This is a genomic window from Robiginitalea rubriflava (assembly GCF_052540725.1).
Genome location: NZ_CP199309.1, coordinates 54,463 through 77,274, shown reverse-complemented (window position 1 = coordinate 77,274; position 22,812 = coordinate 54,463). Strand labels below are relative to the sequence as shown.

The window sequence follows — 22,812 nt, the reverse complement described above, 5'->3', positions numbered from 1 at the left end:
TTTCTTGACGATTTCTTTCGACCGCACAAAGGGGAGTATTTGTATTTTTACTGAAAATCGCTGATATGCATCTGATCTTGTTCGATGGTGACCGGAGGAATGCCCTGTTGCCACTAACCTATACCAGGCCTGTGGCCGATATCCGTATAGGAATTCTGACTATAAGAGAAAAATGGGAGCATCATCTGAAGCTGAAAGCAAGCTTCCGTACCGAAGGGTATCTGGAGGAAAAATTTCCACTGAAAACAGGAGCAGATAATCTCTGGATTCAGGCATCGGTCCTGCCATCTGCGGAATTGCTGGAGCAAATACAAGCCCTGCAGACGGGTGAGGCTTTATGGAAGGAAGAAATACTGATCGCCTGCAGGACATCAGACACAAGCAGTTTTGAGCAGCCCGCTTCCCTGCAGCCCAAAGTATTTTCCGGTGAACTGCTGCAGGTTTGCAACACCTGGGATATCTTTAGTTTGAATGATACGGTTATAAAGGCAGACTTTGAATTGTTGTGCGAGGGAAGGAAATCAGCCCCGATTTCAGCGACCAACCGGGTCTTGCATCCCGAGCGTATTTTTATAGAGCCCGGGGCCTCGGTGGAATTCAGTATGTTAAATGCCAGTGAAGGGCCGATCTATATTGGACGGGAAGCCCTGGTGATGGAGGGTTGTATGATTCGTGGGAGTTTTGCCCTCTGCGATCACGGGGTGGTAAAAATGGGCGCAAAAATATATGGTGGCACCACCATTGGTCCCTATGGCAAAGCCGGAGGCGAGATCAATAATTCTGTAATCTTTGGATATTCCAGCAAGGGCCATGATGGCTTCCTGGGCAACTCCGTTCTGGGAGAATGGTGCAACCTGGGCGCAGACACCAACAATTCCAACCTGAAAAACAACTATGCCAAAGTGCGATTGTGGAATTATGAAAGCGGGAGGTTTGACCCAACCGGACTTCAATTTTGTGGCCTGATAATGGGAGACCACAGTAAAACAGCAATCAACACCATGTTCAACACCGGTACGGTTATCGGTGTTAACAGCAATATTTACGCGACTGGCTTTCCCCGCAATTTTGTTCCAAGTTTTAGCTGGGGTAAGGGAAATAGCTTTGCGACTTATCCGCTTCAGAAAGCATTTGAAGCAGCGCAGGTGGTCATGTCCCGCCGGGGTATTTCCTTTACTGAAGCAGATGCCCGACTGCTGGAATCGATTTACAAACAATCCGAAAAGTACCGCAGCAGCTGATTTATAGCTGGCCTTCAGGCAATTAGCATGCTTCAGGAATATTTAATTATTAGTATCTTTGCGGCCTTAAAAGTTTGCGCCGGCATCCATGTCCAAAAAAGTATCTTTTTACACCCTGGGTTGTAAACTCAATTTTTCGGAGACTTCCACAATCGCCAGGAGCCTTCAGGAAGAGGGCTATCAAAAAGTCCCCTTTGAGGAGGCAGCCGATATTTGCGTTATAAATACCTGTTCGGTTACCGATAATGCCGATAAGCGATGCCGTACCATTGTCAGGCAGGTACAGCAACGGAATCCGGAGGCCTTTGTGGTTGTGGTGGGTTGCTATGCCCAATTAAAGCCAGATGAAATAGCCGCGATCCCCGGAGTGGACCTTGTTTTGGGGGCCACCGAAAAGTTTAAAGTAAGCCAGTACCTGCAAGACCTGAAAAAACGGGATATGGGTACAGTCCATTCCTGCGAAATTCAGGATGTGGATTTCTATGAAGGGAGCTACGCCATTGGAGACCGGACACGGGCATTTCTAAAAGTGCAGGATGGCTGCGATTACAAATGTACCTATTGCACGATTCCTCTGGCCCGGGGAATATCCCGCAGCGACCGACTTGAAAATGTAATCCAGAACGCCAGGGAAATTGCCAACCAGGGTATACGCGAAATTGTGCTTACCGGCGTGAATATAGGGGATTACGGAAAAGGGGAATTTGGGAACAAAAAGCACGAACACACTTTTCTGGACCTTATTCAGCAGCTGGATAAGGTGGAGGGCATTTCCAGGTTGCGGATATCTTCCATAGAACCCAATCTGCTGCGAAATGAAACGATTGATTTTGTTGCCTCCAGCCGGAACTTTGTACCTCATTTTCATATTCCGCTGCAGAGCGGGAGCAACACCATACTGAAGGCAATGCGCAGAAGGTATCTGCGGGAATTGTATACGGAAAGGATCGAACGGATCAGAAAGGTACTGCCCGATGCCTGTATTGGGGTAGATGTAATTGTGGGATTCCCGGGTGAAACAGAGGAATTGTTTATGGAGACCTATAATTACCTTCATGGCCTTGATATTTCCTATCTGCACGTGTTTACCTATTCGGAACGCCCAAATACCCCGGCAGCTGAGATGGGAGCCGTGGTAGCGCAGCCCGAGCGTAAAAGGAGGAGCAAAATGCTGCGGAGCCTGTCACAGAAAAAGCGAAGGGCTTTTTACAACAGGCAGTTAGGAACGGAACGAAAAGTGCTTTTTGAGGGGGAAAATAAAAAAGGGTATATCCACGGATTTACTGAAAACTACGTAAAAGTAAAAGCTCCCTGGGACCCTGCCCTGGTAAACCAACTGCTGCCGGTTCGTTTAAAGGAAATCGACTCGGATGGCCTGGTGCGATTCGATTTTGTGGCAGAAGGGGTGGAAGCATAAAAAAATCCGGATCAACTGACCCGGATTTTTCCTATCTGTAATTTTTATGGCTCAAATGCGGATTCCAACCGGAAGCATCTCCTTGTATTGCCTGTTTTTTCTGAGAAAGCCTGCAATTTGCGGACTGGTTGGTACCACCCTGAGGTTTTGATCCTGGATGTGGTTTAAAACGGCCTTGATAAATTCTTCTTTAAAGCCCTTCTGACCTATTTCTTCCGGGATAACGAGTTTGGTTAAAAAAACCTTACGCTCCTGGGAAGAATACTCAATCTTGGCCAAATGCCCGTCAACACGGGTTTCAAATTGGCGCAAAAAACTGTTGTCTTTAATAACCACTTCGCTCATATAGTTTGATTTAGTTTTGGTTTCAGATAAATATTCACGAACTATGTCGCGATTAAAGGTCCCTTAAGCGGAACATAAACCCTGAAGTTTAAAAAGATCTACAGGCGGAGGGCAAAAGTACGTAAAAAATTGCTATAATCCTAGGTATTATGACTATATGAGCATGGGTAAAGCATCAAAAATCGCTGTCTATTTCATGCCCGGCCTCGCTGCCAGCCCCGGTATATTTGAACACCTGCAGCTCCCTGAATCGGATTTTGAGCCCGTCTTCCTCGAGTGGCATATTCCAGAGGCCAGTACAAGCCTGCAGCAGTACGCCATGGAAATGGCTCAAAAAGTGACCCATCCTGCGCCCGTGCTTATCGGGGTTTCCTTTGGTGGGATGCTCGTTCAGGAGATGGCCGCCTTTTTAAAGCCCCGGAAGGTTATTATTATATCCAGTATCAAGACCAGGAAGGAAATGCCCCGCAGGTTGCTGGTTGCTCGCTACACTAAGCTTCACAAGCTGTTACCGACATCCTTGCTCAACAATGTAGAGGTACTTTCCCGCTATGCCTTTGGAGACCCGGTTAATCAACGCCTGAAATTATATGAAAAATATCTGGCAGTCCGGGACACGCGCTATCTGGACTGGGCGATAGATAAAATTGTAAACTGGGAAAGGGATGAGGCCATAGCGGGCCTTGTTCATATTCACGGAGATAAGGATGCTATTTTCCCAATACAGTATATTGAAGGGTGTATTCGCGTCGGGGGAGGTACCCATACTATGATTATTCACCGCTATAAATGGTTTAATGAGCGATTGCCTGCAATTATTTTACAGGAACAGAGTTCTATTTAATACCTTTGAGTGATAACTTAAATTACATTTCCATGCGATTGTTAAAAAACGGGCTGATGGTCCTGGGGTTGGTGTGCGTGCTGAGTACTCTGGTATTCGCAGTACAACAGGAATTAAAGAGTGATGAAGAGGATAAATCGGGCCCTGCCCCGGCAGCCGATACCAATGTGAGTCCTGCCTATCGCATTTCGGCAATCGATATTCCTGCAGATTTGAATTTTGCAGGTGAAAAGGTCCCCCAGGAGGACCCTGAAATCATGGAACGCATAGACCGGGAGTTTTTGGTGAATACCTACTGGCAATCCAACGCGCTTCTTTTAATGAAGCGGGCCCACAAATACTTTCCGGTAATCGAACCCATCCTGGCCAAAAATGGCATACCGGACGACTTCAAATACCTGGCCGTTGCGGAGAGCGGGCTTCAGAATGTAGTGTCCCCGGCAGGGGCAACCGGATTCTGGCAAATCATGAAAGCAACAGGAAAAGAATACGGGTTGGAAATCAACGATAATGTAGATGAGCGCTACCACTTGGAAAAAGCCACTGAGGTAGCAGCCAGGTATCTCAATCGGTATAAGGATAAATACGGAAGCTGGACTTTGGCCGCTGCGGTCTACAATGCAGGCACCGGTTCTATCGATAAATATATGGATATTCAGAAGGCCGAGGGCTATTATGACCTCTTACTGGGTCAGGAGACCGGCCGCTATGTTTTCCGAATTCTGGCTATTAAGGAAATCCTCAGTAATCCTGAAAAATATGGTTTCCAGATTGAAAAGAAAGACCTCTATGAAAATGTGCCTACTTTCCAGGTATCGGTAGATACGGCTGTAAGCAACTTCGCAGATTTTGCCGCTCAGTACGAGATTAATTACAAAATTCTGAAAAGGCATAATCCCTGGCTAAGGGAACCCCATCTGAACAATGCCTCCGGGAAGATGTATCAGATTTCCATTCCCCTCAAAGGATACTATAAGGTAGGGATGTAATGCTCGCCGGTCAGAAAGCCGCAGTATTTAAATCTTTTTTAACTGCTGCTGCATCATTTTGATCTGTTCGCCCAGCATATTGTTTTTGTCCAATTTCTTGGCTTCCTGCAACAGGGTAGTAGCCTCCCTCTTTCTGCGCTTTTGCATGGAAATACCCGCCAGGCTCAGTTTTGCCATGGCAACATCGTAATCCATATTCAGACCAAGTTTCAGGGCTTTTCTAAAATATTTCTCGGCCTGGCTTAAATTTTTCTGGGAGTAAATGATCCCGTGCAGGTAATTGTAATAGCCCTGCTGTTTTGTAGTGAGCGCGGCCTCTGGTTTTTTAATGCGCCCAAGCCATTTTTCGGTGCCTTCCAAATCCTGTTTCCGCATCCTCAGGAATGCCATCAGGATCATTTCATTCCTGAAATACAGGAAAACAAAAATGAGCGAGAATAAAATCAGGAAAATACCATTTCCGATTTCCCCTTCTGTAAACTGGTAGCCGGCGAAGGCGATAATCAAAAAGGCCAGAACGAGTTTTAGGTTTTTATTGAACATGCTTGTGATCTATTAAAGTGTAGCTAATTTTAGATTCTATGGTGGTTGGTATTTTGGATGTTCCGGATTCGGTTTGCGTGGAATACCCTGTTGCATTACCCTTTGCCAGCATTTCCCGCATAAAACCCGTAGCGGCATCGCAAACAATGGACGTAGTCTGAATCCCCTCGAGATGCGTGCTCCCCAGTTGGTTTTTAGTTTGCATCTGCGTTTTGGAAACACCGCTGATAAAGATTTTAACCGGGCCCAGGCTATCCAGGGTCCAGCAATTCTCAGTTGGTTGGTTTCCCCTGAATTGATTTTCCCAGCTTTCCCCTACGCGAACAGCCGCGGTCGGGTAGAAATGGGTTAGTGGTTCATAGCTGGCCGCCAGTGCTTCTGAACTGTAGTCCTGCATGAGTCCGTTTTCCATTTGAAGTCTGAGGGATTCATCCGATATACCTGCTACTTTTATTAATTTTTGTACCAGTTTGTTTCCGCCATCAACGGAGAGGATGGCCCCTGACGGATGCAACCTCATCTGTATCGGATGATTTAAAAGGCTTCTGTAAATCTTAGATTGTATATCCTGATTTTCCGGCTGGGAAGTGTTGACAACTAACAAGTCGCCCTCGGTGTTGCTCTGAATGTGCAGGGATAATTTTTTGAAGGAGAATTCGAGCAAATACCCTTCCTTATTTTTTTCTACTACCCTGAACTGGAGAATTCCGTTGAGTCGGTTGGTTATTTCCTGCTGACCCCATTCGAAATCCTGAACTACTTTTTGTTCGGCTTGCTGCTGTACGATAAAAACGTCTCCTGTGTCTAAACGATAGCGCAGGCTTTCCTGTCCATTCAGGACGGGTGTAACAAGGGCCAGCAGCCATAAAATAAGACACGATTTATACATTGAATTGCAGTTCCAAAAGCAGTTGGCGCAAAAGTACTAAAAACAATCCTAAAAAAAATTTATTTGCATTTGGGATTGCCAAAACTCTTTGTATATTTGCGCCCAGATTTTGCAGAGGTTTTGACCCGCTGCAGAGACCGGTAAAAAATTCCAGAATGAAAAGAACATTTCAGCCTTCTAAGAGAAAAAGAAGAAACAAGCACGGCTTCCGCGAGCGCATGGCCTCTGCTAATGGTAGAAAGGTACTCTCCCGAAGGAGAGCCAAGGGTAGAAAAAAACTGAGTGTTTCTTCTGAGCCGCGTCACAAAAAATAATGATATACTTTGTAATCAAATAGTGAGGTGTTACTTTCCATAAGTAACACCTTTTTTTTATGCAATAATCCAGTAAAGCTTCCAAAATGCCCAAAAGAAAAGACATCAAATCTATCCTGATTATCGGTTCCGGTCCTATAGTTATCGGGCAGGCCTGTGAATTTGACTACTCCGGATCCCAGGCACTGCGATCCCTGCGTGAAGACGGGATAGAAACTATCCTGATCAACAGCAATCCGGCAACCATTATGACGGACCCTTCTATGGCAGATCATGTCTACCTCCTGCCATTGAACACCAAATCGATAATCAAGGTGTTGAAAAAGCACCCCAACGTTGATGCAGTTTTACCCACTATGGGAGGGCAAACCGCCCTGAACCTTTGTATAGAAGCTGGGGAAAAAGGAATCTGGGAAGATTTTGGGATAAAGATAATTGGAGTAGATATAGATGCAATCAATATCACTGAAGACCGTGAGAAATTTCGGGAATTAATGGGCCAGATTGGGGTTCCCATGGCGCCACAGGCGACCGCTACCTCCTTTTTAAAAGGTAAAGAAATCGCTCAGGAATTTGGTTTTCCACTGGTGATCCGCGCCAGCTATACGCTGGGGGGTGCCGGGGCTTCTATTGTCTATGATCCGGATGACTTTGACGAAATGCTGGAACGCGGCCTGGAGATCTCGCCCATCCATGAAGTCATGATCGACAAGGCCATGATGGGGTGGAAGGAATACGAACTGGAGCTGCTCAGGGACAAAAATGACAACGTAGTCATTATCTGTACCATCGAAAATATGGATCCCATGGGGATACATACGGGAGATTCCATCACCGTGGCACCCGCTATGACCCTGTCAGACAAGACCTTTCAGCGGATGCGGGATATGGCCATCCACATGATGCGCAGTATTGGGGATTTTGCCGGAGGATGTAACGTTCAGTTCGCCGTAAGCCCCGACGAAAAAGAAGACATTATCGCCATAGAGATCAACCCGAGGGTCTCGCGATCTTCAGCTCTGGCCTCCAAGGCCACAGGATATCCCATTGCCAAAGTAGCGGCCAAGCTGGCGATAGGCTATCACCTGGACGAACTCGAAAATCAGATCACGAAATCGACCTCGGCCCTCTTTGAGCCTACCCTTGACTATGTAATCGTCAAGATCCCCCGTTGGAATTTCGACAAGTTCGAGGGAGCGGACAGGACACTGGGCCTTGCAATGAAGGCAGTGGGAGAAGTGATGGGGATCGGCAGGTCCTTTCAGGAAGCCCTTCACAAGGCCACACAGTCTCTGGAGATCAAGCGAAACGGACTGGGGGCAGATGGCAAGGGTTACACGGATTATGAAACGATCATCCAAAAACTGACAAACCCTTCCTGGGACCGCGTCTTTGTAATCTATGATGCCATCCAGCTGGGGATTCCCCTGAGTCGTATCCACGAAATAACCAAGATAGATATGTGGTTCCTCAAGCAATACGAGGAGCTCTATCAACTCGAAAAGGAAATAAGCAAGTTTGAGGTGGAGACGCTTCCAAAAGAACTGATGCTGGAGGCCAAACAAAAAGGCTTTGCAGACCGGCAAATAGCCCATATGCTGGATTGCCTGGAGAGTGAAGTCCACAAAAAACGGACGGAGATGCAGATCAACCGGGTCTACAAACTGGTGGATACCTGCGCTGCCGAATTCAAGGCGGTCACACCTTATTATTACTCCACCTTTGAGGAGGAAATAGAAACTCCCTTAGGAGAGCGTTATGTGGCTAATGACAGTGCCGTAACAGATCGCAAAAAAATTGTGGTTCTGGGCTCGGGCCCCAACCGAATAGGGCAGGGGATTGAATTTGACTATTGTTGTGTCCATGGGGTGCTGGCCGCTGCTGAGTGTGGGTATGAGACCATAATGATCAATTGTAATCCCGAGACGGTCTCTACCGATTTTGACACGGCTGACAAGCTTTATTTCGAGCCTGTGTTCTGGGAGCATATCTACGATATCATCCTTCATGAAAAACCGGAAGGGGTCATCGTACAATTGGGTGGCCAAACTGCCCTGAAGCTGGCGGAAAAGCTTGATAAGTACGGCATCAGGATCATTGGTACCCCCTTTCAGTCACTGGACCTGGCTGAGGACCGGGGCAGTTTCTCCACGCTGCTGAAAAAGAACGACATTCCATACCCGCAATTCGGGGTGGCTGAGAGCGCCGATGAGGCCCTGGCCCTGGCAGAGGAATTGAATTTCCCCTTATTGGTCCGGCCTTCATATGTACTTGGAGGTCAGGGGATGAAAATTGTGATCAACAAACAGGAACTGGAAGCTCATGTGGTAGACCTTTTAAGGAAAATTCCGAATAATAAACTCTTGCTGGATCATTATCTGGACGGGGCTATAGAAGCCGAGGCCGACGCCATCTGTGACGGGAAGGATGTATATATCATCGGGATCATGGAACACATTGAACCCTGTGGGATTCATTCCGGGGATTCCAATGCAACCCTGCCTCCTTTTAATCTGGGGGAATTCGTGATGCAACAGATAAAGGACCATACACGAAAAATTGCCCTGGCACTGAATACTGTGGGGCTGATCAACATTCAGTTCGCAATCAAGGACGATAAAGTTTTTGTGATAGAGGCCAACCCAAGGGCCTCCCGAACGGTCCCCTTTATAGCCAAAGCCTACGGCGAACCCTATGTAAATTATGCGACCAAGATCATGCTGGAGCATAACACCCTGAAGGATTTTACCTTCAACCCACAATTGGAAGGGTATGCGATCAAGCAGCCGGTATTTAGTTTCAACAAGTTCCCCAAGGTGAATAAAAATCTGGGGCCGGAAATGAAAAGTACTGGGGAAAGCATTTTATTTATCGACAGCCTGAAGGACGATCAGTTCTATGAATTATATGCCCGTCGGAGCATGTACCTGAGTAAGTAAACTCGGCTAACGAGCTTTCGGGCACTATGGGGACATAACAGTAAAGCCTTTCCAATTGGGGAAAGGCTTTCTTTAATTCGTCAATTTTGGGTTACCATTCCGTATGGAAGGTGCCTTCCCGGTCCAGGCGTTCGTAGGTATGTGAGCCAAAATAATCGCGTTGCGCCTGTACCAGGTTCATGGGTAAACGACCATCTGTATAGGAATCAAAATAAGCAAGCGTACTGCTCAGTGCCGGCATGGGTACTCCGGAAGTTGCAGCCAGAGCCACCAGTTGCCTAACAGAGGGTACAGTTTCCTGCATTTTTTTTACAAAAAGCTCCGAGAGGATCAGGTTTGGAACCTCCGGTTCTTTTTCAAAAGCATCAGCAATATCTTCCAGCATCCCGGCGCGGATAATGCATCCGGCCCTCCAAATCCTCGATACGGTAGCCAGCCCCAGCTGGTATCCGTATTCCCTTGAAGCTTCTGCCAATTGATGCAAGCCCTGGGCATAGGTGATGACAAAGGCGAAGTACATAGCCGCCTCAGACATATCCACCAATTCCGCCGCGTCTGTTTTTTGAATTTGCGGACGGGAATAAAGCGAATCTGCTTTCAGTCGCTCCTGTTTAAGGGCTGAAATGGCCCGCATACTTACGGCAATATCAATAGTAGGAACCGGGATCCCGAGGTCCATGGCATTCTGGGAGGTCCATTTACCCGTTCCTTTTTGTTTTCCCTTGTCCAGGATCTGGTCAAGGAGCCTTCCGCTGCCCAGTTCGTCATCCTTTTGAAAGATTTCAGAACTGATTTCCACCAGGAAAGACTGCAGCCGGCCCTGGTTCCAACGAGTATAAGTCTCGGCCAGCTGATCATTGGAAAAGCCTCCTATCCTTTGCAGCAGGTCATAGAATTCGGCTGTTAGCTGCATGAGGCCGTATTCGATGCCATTGTGCACCATTTTTACATAATTACCGGCCGATTTGGGACCCAGGTAAGCCACACAGGGAGCCCCTTTGTATTTGGCTGCTACGGCTTCAAATACCGGTTGTATTTCCTGGTAGGCCTCTTTGGAACCACCCGGCATAATGCTCGGGCCTTTGCGCGCTCCTTCGGCACCTCCGGAAACCCCGGCCCCGAAGAAATTTATTTTCTTTTCACCCAGGTAGGCCTCACGGCGATCAGTATCCTCAAAGAATGAATTCCCGCCGTCTACGATAATATCCCCTTCAGAGATATGTTCCAGCAGTTGCTCAATGACCTTGTCTACAATGGGACCGGCCGGCACCAGTAACATGATTTTTCTGGGGAGCGAAAGACTATCCACAAATTCTTTCAGGTCAGTGGTGGCATTTACCTGCTCCGGGTTGCCGCCCTCTTCCCTGAGGGCATTAACCTGGTCCTCGCTGAGGTCGTATCCGATGGCCTTAAAGCCCTTATCCGCCACATTTAGTATAAAGTTTCGGCCCATAACTCCCAGGCCAATCAGTCCAAAGTCAAAAGTGGTTTTACTGTGCATATAAATGAATTTTTAATCTCCGGATGATAGCATCCGCTGATTTTTACACTCCCCAAATTAGCAGTATATTCGTCAGTGCCTGTCAAAAATAGGGTAAATTATTTATTTGATATCCGCTTTGGGTACAGCTGCTGTTTAACGCACTTACAAACCACCGCATTATGAGTAAAACACCCAATCAATTGCTGATTATTTTCGGGGCTTCCGGAGATTTAACGGAACGCAAACTCATCCCGGCCCTTTTCAGCCTTTTTAAAGGCAGGCATTTGCCACAACACTTTGCCGTTTTAGGTGTGAGCCGCAGCGATAGTACAGACGAGGCCTTTCGCAAGCGCCTGGCCCTGGAAAACCCGCATATTGAATCTTCAGAAGAGCAGCAGCAACTCAGAAAGGAATTTTCTGGGAAACTATTTTACCACGACCTGGGCAATTCTTACGACGGGGATTATTCAGCCCTTAAAGACAGGATCCGGGATCTAAATGTTTCTGAAAAGACGGACGGGAACTATATTTTTTACCTCTCTACACCCCCCAAACTGTATGAAACCATTTCCAAAAACCTGCACTCGGTTGGGCTGACCTCTGAAAAGGACGGCTGGAAAAGACTGATTGTTGAGAAACCCTTCGGTTATGATCTCAAAAGCGCAAAAGGACTGAATGAGAGCCTTCAGAAATATTTTCAGGAAAAGCAGATTTACCGTATAGACCATTATCTCGGGAAGGAAACCGTCCAAAACCTGCTGGTTACCCGCTTTGCCAATAGCATATTTGAACCCCTGTGGAATCGCAATTACATCCGGCATATTGAAATAACCAACGCGGAAAGCGTAGGAGTCGGTAAAAGGGGAGGTTACTATGACAGTTCCGGAGCTCTGCGGGATATGTTTCAGAACCATCTGTTGCAGATAATATCTTTGGTGGTTATGGAGCCACCGATCGGGCCGGAGCCTGAAGAGATACGAAATGAGAAGGTCAAGGCGCTGAAATCACTGAGGATCATGAAGGATGATCATGAGTTGTTCAACAATACAATACGAGGGCAATACCTGGCAGGAACTTACAATGGGGAGGCCGTAAAAGGGTATCGCGAAGAGGATGGAGTAGATCCGAATTCCACTACGGAGACCTATGCAGCCATTAAATTTTATGTAGACAACTGGCGCTGGGCCGATGTGCCGTTTTACGTTCGCACCGCCAAAAGGATGCCCACCAAGGTAACGGAAGTGGTAATTCACTTTAAAACCCCCCACCATCAGATCTTCAAGGATGCCGGGATGGATAACAAAGACAATAAATTGATTATCAGGATACAACCCAATGAAGGGATTTTGGTAAAGTTCGGGGTAAAGGTCCCTGGTCAGGGTTTTCAGGTAGAGCGGGCAAACCTGGATTTTTACTACTCAGACCTGAATGACGTAAAGGTAATGCAGGCTTATGAACGCCTCTTGCTCGATGCCATGCAGGGAGATGCTACCCTTTATGCACGGGCCGATGAAGTAGAAGCAGCCTGGGAGTTTGTAGATCCTATTCTGAATTACTGGCAAAATGGAAAGGATGTAGTCACTTACGGGTATTCTGCAGGTATGTGGGGACCAAAGAATGCGGATGACCTCATTGAAGGCGCTTTCGGATGGAGAAATCCGGGGGAACACCTGGCAGACGATCCGGGCTTTTGTGTAATCTCATAAAACATAGCATGCAAAAACAGGTATATAAAGATAAAATGGCTGTAGCAGAGGCCCTGGCAGAAAAACTGCTCAACCTGAGTAAGGACAGGCGTTTCCGTACAATTGCCTTATCAGGGGGCAGCACCCCTAAAATCCTTTTTGATTTACTGGCAAAAGCATACCGGCAAGAAATACCCTGGCAGCAACTGGAATGGTATTGGGGGGATGAGCGATGCGTCCCGCCTGAAGATTCCGAAAGCAATTACGGGATGACCCGTTCCCTGCTGTTGGAGAAGGTCCCCGTTCCGGAAGGGAATATCCATAGGGTCAGGGGAGAGGACCCTCCCGAAAAAGAGGCCATTCGCTATGCAGCTGAGATTCGGAGCTGTCTGGATGCAAAAGAAGGCTTGCCTCGTTTTGATTTGGTCATTCTGGGAATGGGTGATGATGGCCATACCGCCTCCATATTTCCCCACCAGATGGAGCTCTGGGATTCACCAGCCCTGTGTGAGGTGGCCACACATCCTGAAAGCGGGCAAAAGCGCATTAGCCTGACGGGAAAAGTAATCAACAATGCAGCCCTGGTTATTTTTCTGGTTACCGGGAAATCCAAGGCCGGGCCGGTTGCCGAGATTTTGAAACAGCAAGGAAGATATAAGACGTATCCGGCTTCACGGGTAAAACCCACAGCCGGGGAGCTTATCTGGATGCTGGATGAAGAGGCCGCTTCCGGGCTCTAGGCGGAAGGGGTTTATAACTCCAGTTCTGCGTTGCTTTCGGTCTCTCCGGCCCTTTTAAGCAGGGAATCCGGGATGGACTTCTTGGCCTTGGCTCCCATTTTTTTAAGCTTTTCGATACTGGTAATAATATTGCCCCGGCCTTCCACCAGCTTATTCATGGCGCCCCGGTACTCCGTTTTGGCTTCGTCCATTTTCTTGCCTACTTTGGTAAGATCCCCTACAAAGCCTTCAAATTTATCATAGAGTGCCCCGGCCTGCCTCGCGATTTCTATCGCATTGCGCCTCTGTTTTTCATTGCTCCACATACTGTCGATGGTTCTGAGAGTGGCCAGCAGGGTGGAGGGTGTCACTATAACAATATTGCGTTCAAAGGCCTTGTTATATAGTGCATTGTCATAATTAATCGCGATGGAAAAGGCAGTTTCTATGGGGACAAACATCAAAACAAAGTCCGGGCTTTCCATTTCGTATAAATCTTCATATTTCTTAGCTGAAAGCTGTTCAACGTGCCGTTTTAGCGAATTCACGTGTTCCTTCAGGAAGCCTTCGCGCGCCTCCTCCTCTGCGTTTACATAGCGTTCGTAATCGGTAAGGGATACCTTGGAATCCACAACCATTTTATTGCCATTGGGCAGGTGGATGATCACATCCGGCAGTACGCGGCTTCCATCCTCCCTTTGAAAACTCTGCTGTACCGAATACTCCCGGTCTTTTTCCAGGCCCGATTTTTCCAGGACCCTTTCCAAAACCAATTCCCCCCAGTTCCCCTGCATTTTGCTGTCTCCTTTTAAGGCCCGCGTCAGGTTTTCGGCTTCCTGGGTTATTTTCAGGTTCTGGTTCTGCAAATTGGAAAGCTGTTCTTTGAGCGCCTGGTGGATGCCGTAATTTTCCTTTCTGGTTTCTTCTACCTTTTTCTCAAAAAGCTGGATTTTCTCCTGCAGGGGCTGCAGGATATTGCGGATATTTTTCTGGTTTTGTTCCGTGAATTTGACACTTTTCTCATCCAGGATCTTATTGGCCAGATTTTCGAATTCCTTTCCAAAAGTTTCCTGTAATTCCGCCACTTCCTTTTTCTGCTCGGCCAGTTTCTCCCGGAGCTGTTCCACTTCCGAATCACGGCGAACCAGGTCCTGTCCAAGCTGCTCTTTATGTTGTTGCAGCTCCTCTAATTTTTCACGACTGCGGTTTAGATCCTCTTCCAGGATTCGCATATTTTTTTCCGACTGGGCTTCCCTTTCCAGCAGTGCACTTTGTAGGGATTGTTGTTTCAGCCGCATGATATAGGTTCCGATAAGGGCTCCTATTCCTAAAAAAATCAGGCCAAATAACAGATACGTCCAAAGTTCATTCATGTTGTGGAAAGCTTTTGGTAAAGATAGCAAGATGCCTGAAAAATAAATACAGGGGCGGCTATTTCTTATTAACCCTGAATGAACCGGATGCCCGGTCGAACCGAATGGTTTGCTCCGGAAATAATTGTTCAAACCGGCCGGTTTCGATCAGCTGGCAGGGCTGCCCAAAAAAAGCCTGGCCCTGATGCAGGATAAGCATATAGTCGCAGAGCTGTATGGCCAGATCGATTTCATGGGTCGAAAACAGTATCGTTTTATCCCTATTATGTGCTATCTCGCCGAGGAGTTTGAGGATTTTCACTTTGTGGTAGAGGTCCAGGTGGGTGGTGGGTTCGTCCAGCACCATCAGGGGCGTATCCTGAGCCAGTGCGCGGGCAATGAGTACCCGTTGTAACTGGCCATCACTTAAAGTATGGCAGGGCTGTTTGGCTATATGATCCAGTTCCATTTGTTCGAGGGCCCCCTCAATATGCTTGTGATCTTCCCTCCTTAGTGTACCCAACCAGTTGGTATACGGATACCGCCCCAGGCGTACCAGTTCGGAGACTGTCAGGTTTCCTGAAGCCGGGGGGTCCGTCAATACCACGCTCAGTAATTGTGCCCTTTTTTCAGGTTTTAATTGATCCATACCGATTCCCCGAAGGAGAATATTTCCCTTTAAAGGCGGCTGCATCCCGCAAAGGCAGCGCAACAGGGTAGATTTGCCAATGCCATTGGCCCCTACCACTGCGGTAAGGCTTCCCGACGGAAGGCTGAAATGAATCCCGGATGCAAGGACAAGAGGGTCCAAACGAGATTTATATCCAATGGACAGCTCGCTTACTTCAAGCTCGTTTTCGGACTGTGAAACAGACATCTTCTGGCTTTGAGGCTAGGGTATTCATGCGAAAGTAACCGCTGGAAAAGGAATTTCCTAATAAGGGGGAATTAAAAAATCATACGGTTTTTACGAAGCAAAAGCCAGATCACTACAGGTGCGCCCACTATGGAGGTAATTGCATTGATGGGTAGAACATAGGAGGAAAAAGGCAATTGGGCCACCGTATCGCAGACCAGCATCAGGATGGCCCCGTAAAGCAGAACACCCGGGATCAGCAGCCGGTGATCCGAAGTTCCCAGCAATTGCCGGGTAAGATGGGGTACGGCAAGGCCGATAAAGGCGATGGGTCCTGCAAAGGCCGTTATACCACCAGCCAGAATTCCGGTTGCAAGGATAATCCAGCGTCGGACCCTACTGACGGAAATCCCCAGGCTGTGGGCATATTTTTCACCCAGTAAAAAAGCATTGAGAGCCTTGGACAGGGCCAGGCTTAGCAGTATGCCAGATAAACACATCAAACCGAGGATGCTGAGTTGTGTCCAGCTCAGGTTCCCCATGCTCCCAAAAGACCAGAATATAAATTGCTGTAACTGCTCCGCACTTGAGAAATACGAAAGAACTGTGACCAGGGCAGCGGTAATACTACCAAACATCAGCCCCACGATCAACAGCGCCATGGAATCCTTCAGGCGTACCGATACCAAAAGCACCACTAGTAAAACCAGGAAACTGCCCAGGCTGCTTGCCACTGCAATGGACGCATCCGAAAGCGCCAGGGCAGCTCCCACAGGTCCGAGCAGGGCTGCGCCCAGAATCAACAGGGCTGCGCCCAGGCTTGCCCCGGAACTGATCCCCAGCACAAAGGGCCCGGCCAGGGGGTTGCGGAAAAGGGTTTGCATCAAAAGTCCGCTGAGGGAAAGCCCCGCCCCAACAAGAATAGCCGTCAGGGATTTCGGGAGCCTGTAGTTTCTTATGATATACCCCCAGTTTTCGTTTTGCAGTTCCGAACCGATCAGGCTTTTAAAGGTTTCTCCGAAAGGGATGGCCACAGAGCCCAGGCCGATGTTCAGGAAAAATACTGCCGCCAAAAGCAGTAGCAGTAAGGAAAATTTCACGCCATATGTTCCTGAAAGCGACTTCATTTAAGGGGTTTGTAAAAAACGGGTTCGTATTCAGGTATCAGGCCCGGATGCAGGAAAAAAATCAAATCCTTTAAGATCAGGTCCGGGCGGTTGGGCCCCAATTCAAAATACAAAAGCCCGGAGCCTGCCCCACGGGTTGCTGCATAGGTGTAAATCTGCTTTTCTTTAAAGGCCTTAAACCGCTCGTAGTGCACATCTGCCTCCCGCATGGCCTGGTAGGTGGTGAATTCAGATGGCGATATCCAGTAATCGGCAGAGCTTCCTTTTTCCAGAACACTCTCCAGGCTGAGGGACAAACTTCCTGTTTCAGTGTTATCTCCCCATATATAGGCAGCGTTGGCATCCTCGAGGAATTTGGCTGCCCAGCTGCTGCCCCCCGGAAGGTACCAGATATCCCGGTACAGGGCACCGCTGATCACGGAAGGTTGGTTTTTGGCAGTGGCCGCCAGCTCCCTGGCCGCTATGTAATCGGTTTCAATTTGTGTGAAAATTTCTTCTGCCTCTTCCCATTGGTTGAAGAGCAATCCGAAGAACTTAATCCATTCTGCCTTCCCCAGCGGGTTTTGCTCCATCCAGTCCCCGTTCAATAACACAGGGATACCTGCATTTTCGAGCGTCAGATAGGCCTCCGTAATACCTGTAACCCCAAAACCCACTACCAGTTCCGGCTGCAGATTCAACACCATTTCCGTATTGAGGCGGTCGTTTGCCCCCAGTTCTTTTACCTTCCCGGCGGCAATCCGGCTTCTCGTTTGTTCAGAGGAGATATAGTCCAAACCGGGGAAACCGACCAGGCTTGCGGTTCGCTTCAAGGATTCCAGGGCAGGGATATGAGTGGTAGAGGTCAGGACAATACGGTTTACAGGGGTCCCGATAATGGCATCATAGGCATCTTTGTCATAGCTCGAATAGGAGAGCTGTTCTTTGGGAACCAGTAAGTAGGTGTAATTTTTTTCGGCCTGAGGCCAGGGGCTTATTACAGTCAGGGTTATCCTGCCGGACTCATCTTTTTTGGCATGGAAACCGCTGGCATGTCTCACAGACAAAGGATTTTGCTCAGCTTCTGTAGTTGTTGAAGAATGAGCCGGTTGATCCCTGCAACCCAGGCAACACAAGACCATTATTAGAAAACCCGAAAATACTTTCATCCCTGTATCTTAAGCCTTCAAAAATACTTTTTAAATATCAGCGGGCAAAGCGTGCAGATTTTGAATATCTTTGGCTCGAATAATGGTTGCACTGTACTTAATCGAGTATGGGGCATTAAAAGGGAATCTGGTGTGAATCCGGAACTGTTCCCGCAACTGTAAGCTTTGTTTCCCTAAAGGGGAATGCCTGTTGCCCGCTACTAAACCACTGTCCTCAGAATCTGCAGGATGGGAAGGTTGGCCACAGGACGCAAGTCAGGAGACCTGCCGTATTCAAACGTAAGAAGTTAAACTTTCGGGAAAAAAGTTTATACGCTGTCATACGCCAGGCGTACTCCCGTGTTACAAACACATTTATGAAAAAAAAGCAGTCATTAGCTGCCGTGGTATTCCTTATGGGGATGTTGGTTCGTGCGCAGCAAACCCAGGACTCTGTTCCGGTCCAGCAATTGGAAGGGGTCGTAGTGAGCGACAGTCGTTTCCCCCTTGCGCGCGAGCAAAGCGGAAAGACGGTTATCAGTCTCCAAAGGGATTATCTGGATCAATTTCCCGGGGTTAGTGTAGCCCGTATTTTAAACAATCAAAGCGGATTTGAGATTTCGGGAAGTAGAGGACGCCCGGGTGAGGTTTTAGGGGTATTTGCACGTGGGGGACGGGGTCGTCAGGTACTGGTTCTGATAGACGGGATCCGCGTTTCCGACCCTTCCTCTTTTTCACAGGAATACGACTTACGGCTTTTAAATGCCGATGCGGTGGAGTCCATAGAAATTGTAAAGGGGGCTTCTTCTGTTTTATACGGTACCAATGCTGCAACAGCAGTGATTAATATTAAAACCAGAAAGGCAGGGAAGAAGTCGTTCGAAGTCCTTGCGGGAACTACCTTTGGAACTCAGAATACCACCGATGAGTCGGATTTGGATTTGGGCAATTTCACTCAAAACGCACAGCTGCGGGGAAGCCTGCAGGGATTTGATTACCGATTGAGTTTTTCCAATAGTTTTTCCAATGGCTTATCGTCCCTGACAAACACCTCCGGGGAACCGGACCCGAATACGAACTCCAGTGCAGACCTGAACCTGGGCTTTAAAATATCCGAACAAAATGAAATTCGTTTTTTTGCCAATCAGACGCGATTGCGGTCTGCCTATGACGATGCCTTTCTGCAACAGGATGCGCCCTATTTATTCGTAACAGATCAGGAGCGATTGGGGCTGTCTTACACCCACAAGGGGACCTTTGGAAGATTAGAGGCCAAAACGGCTTATACCGTTTTCGATTCAGAGAACCGCTCCAATTTCCCCTCCCTTTTTAAAGGAAGCAACTGGTTTGCAGATATTGCCTTGAAAAGGAAGTTCGGAGCGAATTTCCAGGCTTTGGCCGGATTGATGTATGTGGAAGACCGGGCCGAACTGGAGCAGGATAAACGATTCAGTTTGATAGACCCGTATCTCAACATGGTCTGGACAAGCCCTGTCGGGTTTAACCTGAATACAGGGGCCCGGCTGAACCTGCATTCGGAATACGGCTCTCAGGCAGTCTACACGATCAACCCGTCATATAGCCAAAAGGTTGGGTACGGGTCACTCAAGTTACTGGCCTCCTGGGCCACAGCCTATATTACGCCCAGCCTTACCCAACTCTTTGGTGCCTTTGGGGCCAACCCGGATCTACAACCAGAGACCAACAGGACCTTTGAAATCGGATTGGAGAGCCAATGGGTCAAAGGCCCCAGGCTGAGCCTGTTGTTCTTTGACCGGGAGGAAGACCAGACTGTGCTTTTTGACAACAATGCCTTCCTGTATTTCAATGCGGCTAACCCCATTTCCGTACAGGGGCTGGAGACAGAACTTGAGTGGGGGCTGAACGCGCATCTGCAGTTGAATGCAAATTATACCTTTACCGAAAGAAAGGGGGATAATGCCATACGCATTCCGAAACATAAGGCGAATTTAGTACTGTCTGCGGAAGTGGCTCAGGGTTCCATCCTCACTATGGAATACAGCTATACGGGGAAGCGCCCGGATACTGATTTTGCAACAGCTTCCAATGTGGAATTACAGGCTTTTTCACTGCTGGGCCTGCGCTTTTCACAGCAGTTTATTAAAGGGCGTTTCCGCGCGAACCTCGCCCTTACCAACATTTTGAACGAATCCTATACCGAGGTTTTAGGGTTTACGACCCCCGGGCGAAACCTGGCCTTAGGGTTACAATTCGAGCTTTAATAAAAAAGCCTCCCGACTGGGAGGCTTTTTTTATTGTTTTGGAATTTCCGGCAACCGGATCTCACGATCCAGCAGCATAATGTCCCGCATGGGTTTGGCGATTCTCGAAGAATAAACCGGATTAGCTGGTCGCATCACATCAAAAGATTGTTTACCTGAAACGCCAGTAATTTCTGAAAGGGCACGGGCCAGTAAGGGTTCATTAACATCTCCCAGGACCCCCATATTCTCCAGGTCTTCGGACTGTGATATATCCGGGGGCAGCCCGGCAGTATAATCGGAGAAACCGGCCGCATTCTCATTACGCCCCAGTATAAGTTGCATGGCCCATGGGTTGTCAGGGTTGATATTCCCTTCCCTGCTGGGGGTATATACGAAAGGGGCTCCGTTTCTGTCCTCATCATCTACCATGGTCAGTGAGAATTCATTTTTTCCGCGGGTGGTTCTTCCAATCGTAATAACTTCCATATACGGGTCCAGGCAGTTGATCAGCAATTCACTGGCGGAGGCGCTGAAACCGGTTGTGATTATATAAACCCTGTTTAGGTTCAGGGTATTCAGACTGGTCCCGTCTCCGGTTTGGTTAGCAAAGTACTGTTCGAGGGCATTGGGATTGCCAGAAGTAAAGGCCTCTTCTATTTTAGGATTCCAGCGTTCCCTCAGGTACAGATCATTTGTATTGGTACCGTAGATCATACTGGCCAGCAGGCGGGAAGTGTTTACGGAACCTCCAGGGTTATAGCGCAGGTCTACAACCAGGTCCGTTATCCCATCTGACAGAAAATTGCCGAAAGCGGCATTGAGCTGTTCGTCGTATTCATTCAGGAAACGGTTGTACATCAGATATCCGATTTTCTGACCGTTCACATCCAGGGTTGTAACTACATGAAGTGGGTCTTCCTGGAAATTCTCCTCCTTGGTCAGGGTAATTTCCGTACCATTGGGAGTAAGGGTTCCATCTACAAGATCAGCCATGGTAAGCGTGTAAGTGGCATTCTCGCCAAAAAGCAGGTCGCGGTAATTGGCTCCGGTAATATTCTGCCCGTCCACAGCGGTGAAGAGATCCCCGCGCTGAATACTGGTGGTAGCGGCATTGGAACCCGGCAGCACATAAATTACGTAACCAAAGCCAGGGTCAGATCCGTCAAAAGTGTTATTGCCATTAGCGTCGTTGTAGCTAATCTTAAATTCCATCCCATTGTTCTGCTCAATCCCGCCAAGGCTATTGGTGAGTTCTTTATAATCTGCACTGTAATAGGTAAAGCGGTCTTCAACAAAACGAAGCTGATTGTCGAAAAAGGCGCCGGGGCTGGCTTCGGAGTCCAGGAATTCCAAATATTCCTGAAAATCGTTGGTTAAGCGTTCATCCGCCAGGTTGGGGACATCTGCCTGCCAGAAATACCAGAGGTTGGAAGCACGCCACATAAAGTTTTGCGTCACAACATCTTCAAGGACAACAGAAGGGCCATTTGGGTCCAGGCCGTCGTCATTTTTGCTGCATCCTGCAACTATCAGGACAGCAAAGAGGATAATAAACTTTTTCATTGCATTTTTATAAAACTTTCACCAAAGATCGTTCCAAGCCTTTGCTCAGGGGGAACTATTTTGGCAAAAGTGGTGAAAATCAGCCCTTTTAAGGCTTTAATTCTTAGTTTTATATGCCCTAAAATAGGGACAAACCGAGGAATAAAAAATTTTTTGTAACAAAATTCGATTAGTGTCGTCTTGCTTGTGTAACCCAATAAGAGAAGGTGACTACAACAACCCAACCTATTGTAATGACGCAGTCTGAGTTCTTGGAAACCGTGATGCCCTTTAAAGATAAGTTATACCGTCTGGCAAAACGGCTGTTGATTTCCTCTGAGGAGGCTGAAGATGCTACTCAGGAAATCCTGATGAAACTCTGGGCAGGAAAGAAACGCATGAAGACGTATAAGAATGTAGAGGCATTCGCCATGACAATGACAAAAAATTTCTGCCTGGACCGATTGAAATCAAAACAATCGGGAAACCTGAAACTGGTCCACAGTAATTATGCAGATGGCCAGGCCTCCCTGCAGAAACAACTGGAAGTGCGGGACAGCGTAAACTGGGTAGAGAGAATAATGGATGAGTTGCCGGAGCAGCAGCGAATGATTTTACAGCTCCGTGACGTGGAGTCCTATGAATACGAAGAGATTGAAAAATTACTGGATATGAAACCGACCGCAGTGCGTGTAAACTTATCCAGGGCCCGAAAAGCCGTTAGAGAAAAACTTTTAGAAAAACATCGCCATGGAATTGGATAGAATAGAAAAATTAATGGAGAAGTACTTTGAGGCCACCACTACGGTAGCTGAGGAGGAAAAACTCAGGGAGTATTTTGCCAAAGAGGGGGTAGCCCCGCACCTGGAACAATACAAACCGATGTTTGCTTTCTTCTCCGAAGCCAAGAATGAACAGTTCAGCAGGCAGGTTCCATTAAAAACCAGAAGGAATTATTACCAGTGGATTTCCGTTGCAGCGGTAGCCGTTCTGATGCTTGGCTTGTATTTTGGTAAGCGGGTTCACGACCAGCAGGAAGCGGAGTACGCTTATCAGGAAACGCGCAGGGCCCTTGGCCTTATTGCACAAAATTTAGACCGGGGGACCCAGAAGGTCGCCTATCTGAATGAATTTGAGGAAACAAAACAAAAAATTTACAAAAACAATTAAAAAAC

General features: G+C 47.8%; 20 protein-coding genes and 1 riboswitch. Of the genes, 11 read left to right on the top strand and 9 right to left on the bottom strand.

Going from position 1 to position 22,812, the window contains the following annotated elements; translation table 11 throughout:
- Positions 1 to 65 precede the first annotated feature (65 nt).
- Positions 66 to 1,241 carry a GlmU family protein gene (locus ACT6NU_RS00400; RefSeq protein ID WP_445382478.1) on the top strand — a complete coding sequence of 392 codons (1,176 nt, stop codon included), beginning with the start codon at positions 66 to 68 and terminating at the stop codon, positions 1,239 to 1,241.
- 88 nt (positions 1,242 to 1,329) lie between these two features.
- Positions 1,330 to 2,658: a tRNA (N(6)-L-threonylcarbamoyladenosine(37)-C(2))-methylthiotransferase MtaB gene (gene mtaB / locus ACT6NU_RS00395; RefSeq protein WP_445382477.1), complete on the top strand. Its 1,329-nt coding sequence runs from the start codon at positions 1,330 to 1,332 to the stop codon at positions 2,656 to 2,658.
- Between the two features lie 51 nt (positions 2,659 to 2,709).
- On the opposite strand, the gene ACT6NU_RS00390 is transcribed toward mtaB, so the two are convergent.
- Positions 2,710 to 3,003, bottom strand: a complete 294-nt coding sequence (locus ACT6NU_RS00390) for a GNAT family N-acetyltransferase (protein ID WP_445382476.1) — start codon at positions 3,001 to 3,003, stop codon at positions 2,710 to 2,712.
- A 163-nt stretch (positions 3,004 to 3,166) separates the two neighbouring features.
- Here ACT6NU_RS00390 and ACT6NU_RS00385 point away from each other — a divergent pair, with 163 nt between their 5' ends.
- Entirely contained in the window at positions 3,167 to 3,847 is a 681-nt protein-coding gene (locus ACT6NU_RS00385) for an alpha/beta hydrolase (RefSeq protein WP_445382475.1), read from the top strand.
- A 32-nt stretch (positions 3,848 to 3,879) separates the two neighbouring features.
- Entirely contained in the window at positions 3,880 to 4,836 is a 957-nt protein-coding gene (locus ACT6NU_RS00380; RefSeq protein ID WP_445382474.1) for a lytic transglycosylase domain-containing protein, read from the top strand.
- Between the two features lie 27 nt (positions 4,837 to 4,863).
- Here the strand turns inward: ACT6NU_RS00380 and ACT6NU_RS00375 are convergent, their stop codons facing one another.
- Positions 4,864 to 5,379 (bottom strand): DUF2892 domain-containing protein, encoded by a 516-nt coding sequence (locus ACT6NU_RS00375; protein WP_445382473.1) that lies wholly within the window; start codon positions 5,377 to 5,379, stop codon positions 4,864 to 4,866.
- Entirely contained in the window at positions 5,369 to 6,268 is a 900-nt protein-coding gene (locus ACT6NU_RS00370) for a DUF6263 family protein (RefSeq protein WP_445382472.1), read from the bottom strand. The genes ACT6NU_RS00375 and ACT6NU_RS00370 overlap by 11 nt, the downstream gene beginning before the upstream one ends.
- A 155-nt stretch (positions 6,269 to 6,423) precedes the next feature.
- Between ACT6NU_RS00370 and rpmH the strand changes: the two genes are divergently transcribed.
- Together rpmH and carB are read left to right on the top strand one after the other, a co-directional pair.
- Complete coding sequence (rpmH, locus tag ACT6NU_RS00365) at positions 6,424 to 6,582, top strand: 50S ribosomal protein L34 (protein ID WP_445382471.1); 159 nt, start codon at positions 6,424 to 6,426, stop codon at positions 6,580 to 6,582.
- Between the two features lie 86 nt (positions 6,583 to 6,668).
- Positions 6,669 to 9,521, top strand: coding sequence for a carbamoyl-phosphate synthase large subunit (gene carB, locus ACT6NU_RS00360; protein WP_445382470.1), 2,853 nt, complete (start codon positions 6,669 to 6,671; stop codon positions 9,519 to 9,521).
- Positions 9,522 to 9,612: 91 nt separating this feature from the next.
- Here the strand turns inward: carB and gndA are convergent, their stop codons facing one another.
- Complete coding sequence (gndA, locus tag ACT6NU_RS00355; RefSeq protein WP_445382469.1) at positions 9,613 to 11,022, bottom strand: NADP-dependent phosphogluconate dehydrogenase; 1,410 nt, start codon at positions 11,020 to 11,022, stop codon at positions 9,613 to 9,615.
- A gap of 161 nt (positions 11,023 to 11,183) precedes the next feature.
- On the opposite strand from gndA, the gene zwf reads away from it, so the two are divergent.
- On the top strand, positions 11,184 to 12,710 hold the full coding sequence (gene zwf, locus ACT6NU_RS00350) for a glucose-6-phosphate dehydrogenase (RefSeq protein ID WP_445382468.1): 1,527 nt from the start codon (positions 11,184 to 11,186) through the stop codon (positions 12,708 to 12,710).
- A gap of 8 nt (positions 12,711 to 12,718) precedes the next feature.
- Complete coding sequence (gene pgl / locus ACT6NU_RS00345) at positions 12,719 to 13,429, top strand: 6-phosphogluconolactonase (protein WP_445382467.1); 711 nt, start codon at positions 12,719 to 12,721, stop codon at positions 13,427 to 13,429.
- A gap of 11 nt (positions 13,430 to 13,440) precedes the next feature.
- Here the strand turns inward: pgl and rmuC are convergent, their stop codons facing one another.
- The 4 genes from rmuC to ACT6NU_RS00325 form a co-directional block, all read right to left on the bottom strand.
- Complete coding sequence (gene rmuC, locus ACT6NU_RS00340; protein WP_445382466.1) at positions 13,441 to 14,781, bottom strand: DNA recombination protein RmuC; 1,341 nt, start codon at positions 14,779 to 14,781, stop codon at positions 13,441 to 13,443.
- Positions 14,782 to 14,839: 58 nt separating this feature from the next.
- The gene (locus ACT6NU_RS00335; RefSeq protein WP_445382465.1) at positions 14,840 to 15,637 is read right to left on the bottom strand and encodes an ABC transporter ATP-binding protein; all 798 of its coding nucleotides are present in this window, start codon (positions 15,635 to 15,637) and stop codon (positions 14,840 to 14,842) included.
- Positions 15,638 to 15,708: 71 nt separating this feature from the next.
- On the bottom strand, positions 15,709 to 16,743 hold the full coding sequence (locus ACT6NU_RS00330; protein ID WP_445382464.1) for an iron chelate uptake ABC transporter family permease subunit: 1,035 nt from the start codon (positions 16,741 to 16,743) through the stop codon (positions 15,709 to 15,711).
- Entirely contained in the window at positions 16,740 to 17,783 is a 1,044-nt protein-coding gene (locus ACT6NU_RS00325) for an ABC transporter substrate-binding protein (protein WP_445382463.1), read from the bottom strand. Before ACT6NU_RS00325 ends, ACT6NU_RS00330 begins: the two co-directional genes overlap by 4 nt.
- A 173-nt stretch (positions 17,784 to 17,956) precedes the next feature.
- Positions 17,957 to 18,177, top strand: a riboswitch (cobalamin riboswitch).
- A gap of 70 nt (positions 18,178 to 18,247) precedes the next feature.
- On the opposite strand from ACT6NU_RS00325, the gene ACT6NU_RS00320 reads away from it, so the two are divergent.
- Positions 18,248 to 20,113, top strand: coding sequence for a TonB-dependent receptor plug domain-containing protein (locus ACT6NU_RS00320; protein ID WP_445382462.1), 1,866 nt, complete (start codon positions 18,248 to 18,250; stop codon positions 20,111 to 20,113).
- Positions 20,114 to 20,143: 30 nt separating this feature from the next.
- On the opposite strand, the gene ACT6NU_RS00315 is transcribed toward ACT6NU_RS00320, so the two are convergent.
- On the bottom strand, positions 20,144 to 21,658 hold the full coding sequence (locus tag ACT6NU_RS00315) for a S41 family peptidase (RefSeq protein WP_445382461.1): 1,515 nt from the start codon (positions 21,656 to 21,658) through the stop codon (positions 20,144 to 20,146).
- 233 nt (positions 21,659 to 21,891) lie between these two features.
- Between ACT6NU_RS00315 and ACT6NU_RS00310 the strand changes: the two genes are divergently transcribed.
- A complete protein-coding gene (locus ACT6NU_RS00310) occupies positions 21,892 to 22,401 on the top strand; it encodes an RNA polymerase sigma factor (RefSeq protein WP_445383816.1) in 510 nt (169 codons plus the stop codon).
- Positions 22,388 to 22,807, top strand: coding sequence for a hypothetical protein (locus ACT6NU_RS00305; protein WP_445382460.1), 420 nt, complete (start codon positions 22,388 to 22,390; stop codon positions 22,805 to 22,807). Before ACT6NU_RS00310 ends, ACT6NU_RS00305 begins: the two co-directional genes overlap by 14 nt.
- Positions 22,808 to 22,812 lie beyond the last annotated feature (5 nt).